Origin of the sequence: Streptomyces hainanensis (assembly GCF_004348415.1) — a bacterium.
Lineage (GTDB): Bacteria > Actinomycetota > Actinomycetes > Streptomycetales > Streptomycetaceae > Streptomyces > Streptomyces hainanensis.
In genome coordinates, this window is record NZ_SMKI01000445.1 from 1 (window position 1) to 6421 (window position 6421).

Consider the following 6421-nt stretch of genomic DNA (forward strand, 5'->3'; position numbering starts at 1 on the left):
TCAGCGTGACGCCGGCATCGGCGTGAAGCGGACGGGCAGGGCCGTCGGGCCGCGCTGCCAGGGTGACGGGTGGTGGGTCAGCTCCGTGGTCGCGATGGCCGGCTCGACGTCCGGGAGCCGGTCGAGCCGGCCGCCCGGTCGGCCGAGCCCCCGCGCGATCATGCGGCCGATCGTGCGTGTCGGGCGGGCCACCCCGGCGCCGGACGGGCCGGATTCTGTGCCAGAGTTGCCACGTCCGGGCTCGGAACACGTACCGTACGGCTCGGCAGCCGGGACCACCGGAAAGGGGCAGCTGGGTTGAGCACGCACGCACCGCACGCACCGGGCTCCGCGCGGCTCGTCGCGCTTCCAGCCACACTGGACGAGGCCGTGGCGGCGCTGGCCGCCGATCCGGCCGCCGTGCCGGTCGCGGGCGGCACGGACCTGATGGCGTCGGTCAACGCGGGGTTGCTGCGCCCCGCCGCCCTCGTGGGCCTCGGCCGGCTGGCCGAGCTGCGCGGCTGGGCCTACCAGGACGGTCACGCGCTGCTCGGGGCCTGTCTCACGCACGCGCGGATGAGCCGCCCCGACTTCGCCGCCCTCATCCCGGCCCTCGCCGCCGCGTCCCGGGCCGCGGGCCCGCCCCAGGTGCGCAACGCCGGCACCCTCGGCGGCAACATCATCACCTGCGCGCCCTCCGGCGACACGCTGCCGGTGCTGGCCGCGCTCGACGCGACGCTGCTGGTCGCCGGCCCCAACGGGGACGGCCGGCAGATCCCCGTCAGCCATCTGCTCTCCGGCCGGGACCGGCTGCGCCCCGGTGAACTGCTGGCCCACGTGCGGGTGCCGCTGCTGCACGCCCCGCAGACGTTCCTGAAGGCCACCTCCCGCACCGGCCCCGCCCGGGCGCAGGCGTCGGTGGCGGTCGTCCTCGACCCGGTGCGCCGCGAGGTGCGCTGCGCGGTCGGCGCCGTCAGCCCGATGCCGCTGCGGCCGCTCGACGCCGAGCGGTGGGTGGCCTCGCTGGTCGACTGGGACGGGGAGCGCGGGTTGGCCCCCGAGGTGCTGCACGCTTTCGGGGACTATGTCGGGATGGCCTGCATCCCGGATCCGCCGCCGTCGGCCGATGGCGGGGAACCTCCTCAACTTCCGCCCGCCGTGCAGCACATGAGGCGTACCGTGGCGACACTGGCCCGCCGTGGACTCGGAAGGGCTCTCGCATGAGCAACGACCAGCAGCCTGACCCCGCGCCCGGCGGGGTGCGCACCCCGGGCCCGCAGGGGAGTTGGGGCGGGGAGTACGACTCGGACGCCACGGCCTTCATAGAGCTTCCCGAGGGCTACCAGGAGCGGTCGGGCGCCGAGCCGCTCGCCGCGCCGGGGCACGGCTACCAGCCGCCGGAGATCGGCGACGGCGCGGCGGCCGCCGCGCCGCACGCGGACCCCTCGGCCAGCGGCCAGTGGACCCTGCCCTTCGGCCAGGCCGACCCGGCCGCCGTCGAGCGGTCGGCGCGGGCCGCCGCGATGGGACAGGGCGCCGCCGCGCTGGCCGGCGGCCACGACGCGGGGCCGTGGGCGGGTGGCGAGGGCGCGCCGGGACCCTGGTCGACGGCGCCCGCCGGCGAGCCGCACCCGGCGGAGCCGGCCGGCGCGCCGGAGGGCGGCGAGCCCTGGGCCGCCGAGCCCGCCGTGACTGGCACCAGGAGCGACCACCCCGAGGTCTCCTACGTGCTGCGGGTCAACGGCGTGGAGCGCCCGGTGACCGGCGCCTGGATTGGCGAGTCGCTGCTCTACGTGCTCCGTGAGCGGCTCGGCCTGGCCGGCGCCAAGGACGGCTGCTCGCAGGGCGAGTGCGGGGCCTGCTCGGTACAGGTCGACGGGCGGCTGGTCGCCGCCTGCCTGGTGCCGGCGGCCACCGCGGCCGGCAGCGAGATCAGGACCGTGGAGGGGCTCGGCTCCGACGGCGCCCCCTCGGACGTGCAGCGCGCGCTGGCGGCCACCTCGGTGCAGTGCGGCTTCTGCCTGCCGGGGATCGCGATGACCGTCCACGACCTGCTCGAGGGCAACCACTCCCCGACCGATCTCGAGACCCGGCAGGCGATCTGCGGCAACCTGTGCCGCTGCTCCGGCTACGGGGGCGTGCTCGACGCCGTCCGCTCGGTCGTGGACGAGCGCGCGGCCACCGCGGCACGCGCCGCCGAGGAGGCCGAGCACGGGGCCCAGGGCGGTGGCCCTGGCACGCGGATTCCGCACCAGGCGGGCCCGCCCGCCGGGGGGACACTGTGAGCCTCGGTCCTGGCACGCGCCTGGTGTGCGCGGCAGCCGCGGTTCCGGGTGACGAAGGGGACGAAAGGGCGATGCCATGACCGACCGGGCCACCGACGGCGCCACCGCCATCACCGTGTCCCCCGCCGGTGGGGGAGCACGGCCCGCCAGGCCGGCGGGCGCGCCGCCGCACGGGCTCGGCGACTCGCTGCCGCCCGCCGACGCGGAGGCCAAGGCCAGGGGCACCTTCCCCTACACGGCCGACCTGTGGGCCGAGGGCCTGCTGTGGGCGGCGGTGCTGCGCTCCCCGCACCCGCACGCCAGGATCAAGCGGATCGACACGGCGGACGCCGCGGCCATGCCGGGGGTGCGGGCCGTCGTCACCCACGAGGACGTGGCCGGCGAGGGCCGCCTCGGGCGGCAGGTCACCGACCGGCCGCCGTTCGCCGCCGACCTGGTCCGCTACCACGGCGAGCCGGTCGCCGCCATCGCCGCCGACCACCCGGAGACGGCCCGGCTGGCCGCCGCCGCCATCGTCGTCGAGTACGAGGTGCTCGACCCGGTCACCGATCCGGAGAAGTCGTTCGACGCGCCGGCGCTGCACCCGGACGGCAACGTGATCCGGCACATCCCGCTGCGGTACGGCGACCCGGCGGCCGCCGGCGAGGTGGTCGTCGAGGGCCTGTACCGGATCGGCCGCCAGGACCCCGCGCCGATCGGCGTCGAGTCGGGCCTGGCCGTCCCCCGCCCGGACGGCGGCGTCGAGATCTACACGGCGAGCACCGATCCGCACACCGACCGGGACCGGATCGCGGCCTGCCTCGGGCTTGGCGTGGAGCAGGTCAAGATCTACGTCACCGGCGTGCCCGGTTCCCTCGGCGACCGCGAGGACCTGGGCTTCCAGCTGCCGCTCGCGTTGCTCGCGATCCGCACCGGGAACCCCGTCAAGCTGGCCGCGACCCGCGAGGAGTCCTTCCTCGGCCACGCGCACCGGCACCCGACGCTGCTGCGCTACTGGCACCACGCGGACCGCACCGGCAAGATCGTCAAGGTCGAGGCGCAGCTGCTGATGGACGCCGGCGCCTACGCCGACGACTCCGCCGAGACGCTGGCCGCCGCCGTCTCGTTCGCGGCCGGCCCCTACGTGGTGCCCAACGCGGTGATCGACGGTTGGGCGGTGCGCACCAACAACCCGCCGGCCGGCTATGTGCGAGGCGAGGGCGCGCTGCAGGTGTGCGCCGCCTACGAGGGGCAGATGGACCGGCTGGCCGCCCAACTCGGCATCGAACCGGCCGAGTTGCGGGCCCGCAACGTGCTGGGCACCGGGGACGCGCTGCCCACCGGGCAGACCGTCACCTGCCCGGCGCCGGTGGCCGAGCTGCTGGCCGCGGTGCGCGAGGCCCCGCTGCCCGCGCTGCCCAAGGACGGCCCGGTGGAGGAATGGCTGCTGCCCGGCGGCCCGGAGGGCGCGGGCGAGCCCGGGTCGGTGCGGCGCGGCGTGGGCTATGCCCTGGGCATGGTGCACATGCTCGGTTCCGAGGGCGCCGACGAGGTGTCCACGGCCACCGTGAAGGTGGAGGGCTCGGTCGCCACGGTGCTGTGCGCCGCGGTGGACACCGGGCAGGGCTTCGCCACGTTGGCGCGGCAGATCGTGCAGGACGTGCTGGGCATCGAGGAGGTGCACGTCGCGCCGGTCGACACCGACCAGCCGCCGGCGGGGCCCGGCGGGCGCGGCCGGCACACCTGGGTCTCGGGCGGCGCGGTGGAGCGGGCGGCCAAGATGGTGCGCACCCAGCTGCTCCAGCCGCTGGCGGCCAAGTTCGGGATGTCGGCCGAGCTGTTGAGCATCGCGGACGGCAAGATCACCTCCTACGACGGGGTGTTGAGCACCACCGTGGTGGAGGCGCTGGAGGGCAAGGAGCTGTGGGCTACGGCCCAGTGCCGACCGCATCCGACCGAGCCGCTCGACGAGTCGGGGCAGGGGGACGCGTTCGTCGGCCTGGCCTTCGCGGCGGTGCGGGCCGTGGTCGACGTGGACGCGGAGCTCGGCGCGGTGCGGGTGGTCGAGATGGCGATCGCGCAGGACGTGGGGCGGGTGCTCAACCCGCGGCAGGTGCGGGCCCGGATCGAGGCGGGCGTGGTGCAGGGCGTGGGCGCGGCGCTCACCGAGCATCTGCGGGTGGTGCGCGGTGAGGTGCGGCGGCCCGACCTGGCGGGGTATCCGCTGCCGACCGCGCTCGACGCGCCCGAGGTGCGGATCGTCAAGCTGATCGAGGAGCGGGACGTGGTGGCGCCGTTCGGTGCCAAGGCGGCCAGCGCGGTGCCGGTGGTGGTGGCGCCGGCGGCGGTCGCGGCGGCGGTCAGGGCGGCCACGGGCCGCCCGGTCAACCGGCTGCCGATCCGGGCCCAGTCGGCCGTGGTGGGAGCGTAGGCGCTCCGCCGGAAGTGCGGGGCAGGCGACCGCGGGCCGGGGCCGGCCGGTCGCGCCCGCGCCGCTCGTCGGGCGGCTGGCTCGTTCGGCGCCCCGCTCGTTGGGGCGCCTCGCTCGTTGGGCGTCTCGCTCGTTCGGCGTACGACGATGGTCAAGGGCGAACCCACCGTAGGTCCATAGGCAGGGGGTGGGAGTACTCCTTACGGTGTTCGCATGACAGACACCAGCGCCGGAGCTCCGACCGATCCCGCCTCGCCCCCACCGCGCTCCCCGCGTGAGCCGGGCCGGGGCTCGGCACCGGAGCCGGCCGCCGCCCCCGAGGGCGGCGGCTCGGTGTTGAGCGCGGGCTACCGCGCGCTGACGCTGGGGTGTGTCAGCTCCATCCTGCTGATCGCCTTCGAGGCCATGGCCATCGGCACCGCGATGCCGGCGGCGGCCGAGGAGTTGCGTGGCCTCTCGCTCTACGCGTTCGCGTTCTCCGGCTTCTTCACCACCAGCCTGCTGGGCATGGTGGTCTCGGGCCAGTGGTGCGACCGGGCCGGGCCGCTGCGGCCGGTGGCGTCGGGGATCGCCGCGTTCGCCGCCGGCCTGCTGGTCACCGGGGTGGCCCAGAGCATGTGGGTGTTCGTGCTCGGTCGGGCGATCCAGGGCATAGGTGGCGGCCTGGTGATCGTGGCCCTCTACGTGGTGGTGGGCCGGGCCTTCCCCGAGCGGCTGCGGCCGGCGGCGCTGGCTGCCTTCTCCGGGGCCTGGGTGCTGCCGTCGATGGTCGGGCCGCTGATCGCCGGCACGGTGACCGAACACTTCGGCTGGCGCTGGGTGTTCCTGGGGATCACGGCACTGGTGCCGCTGCCGCTGCTGGTGATGCTGCCGGCGCTCCGCAGGTTCGCCTCCGGCCCGCCCGGCGGGGTGCCCGGCGTGTTCGACCGTCGGCGGCTGCGGCTGGCCCTCGCGGTGGCGGTGGGCGCCGGCCTCCTGCAGTTCGGCGGGCAGGAGCTGCGCTGGCTCTCGCTGCTGCCGGTGCTGGCCGGCATGGCGCTGCTGCTGCCGTCCGCCACCCGGCTGCTGCCCGCGGGCACCTTCCGGGCGGCCAGGGGGCTGCCCGCGGTGATATCCCTGCGCGCCACCATATCCGCGGCGTACATGGCGACACAGACGTTCCTGCCGCTGATGCTGGTGGCGCAGCGGGGCCTGTCCTACACCCAGGCCGGGCTGGCGCTCGCCGTCTCCGGCGTGGTGTGGGCGCTCGGCTCCTACGCCCAGGCCAGGCCCTGGGCCGAGCCCCACCGCTACCTGCTGGTGCGTGCCGGCACGCTGTTCCTGTGCCTGGGGGTGCTGTTGACGCCGCTGGTGCTGCTGGACGCGGTGCCGGTGTGGGTGCCGACGATCACGCTCACGGTGGCGGCCTTCGGCATGGGGCTCGTGGTGTCCACGGTGGGCGTGCTGGTGCTGCGGCTCTCGCCGCCGGGGGAGTCGGGCGGCAACGTGTCGTCGCTCCAGGTCTGCGACAGCCTGGGCAACGTGGTGATGCTCACCGTGGTCGGCACCCTGTTCGCCGCCTTCGGCGGGGACGCGGCGGCCGCGCACGAGTCGGGCGCCGCCGCCTCGGCCGTGGGGGCGGGGGCCTTTGTCGCGGTCTACGCGGTGGCGGCGCTGCCCGCGGTGCTCGGCATCGTGGTCGCCGGCCGGCTCCGTGTGCCCGCCGGGCGATCCCTGGCCTGAAGTCGCCGCTGGCACAGGGGGGTTG

Annotated in this window: 4 protein-coding genes and 1 pseudogene; 4 read left to right on the plus strand and 1 reads right to left on the minus strand. The window is 76.1% G+C overall.

Going from position 1 to position 6421, the window contains the following annotated elements; genetic code table 11:
- A complete protein-coding gene (locus E1283_RS37620) occupies nt 1-162 on the minus strand; it encodes a hypothetical protein (protein WP_165956295.1) in 162 nt (53 codons plus the stop codon).
- Between the two features lie 135 nt (nt 163-297).
- Here E1283_RS37620 and E1283_RS29590 point away from each other — a divergent pair, with 135 nt between their 5' ends.
- The 4 genes and pseudogenes from E1283_RS29590 to E1283_RS29605 all read left to right on the plus strand — a co-directional run bounded on the left by E1283_RS29590 (nt 298) and on the right by E1283_RS29605 (nt 6396).
- A complete protein-coding gene (locus E1283_RS29590) occupies nt 298-1203 on the plus strand; it encodes an FAD binding domain-containing protein (protein WP_132821239.1) in 906 nt (301 codons plus the stop codon).
- Nucleotides 1204-1463: 260 nt separating this feature from the next.
- Nucleotides 1464-2264, plus strand: a pseudogene (locus E1283_RS40035) ((2Fe-2S)-binding protein); the annotation flags it as partial.
- A gap of 76 nt (nt 2265-2340) precedes the next feature.
- Entirely contained in the window at nt 2341-4674 is a 2334-nt protein-coding gene (locus E1283_RS29600) for a xanthine dehydrogenase family protein molybdopterin-binding subunit (protein WP_132821241.1), read from the plus strand.
- Nucleotides 4675-4887: 213 nt separating this feature from the next.
- A complete protein-coding gene (locus tag E1283_RS29605; protein ID WP_132821242.1) occupies nt 4888-6396 on the plus strand; it encodes an MFS transporter in 1509 nt (502 codons plus the stop codon).
- The last annotated feature ends 25 nt before the right edge of the window (nt 6397-6421 follow it).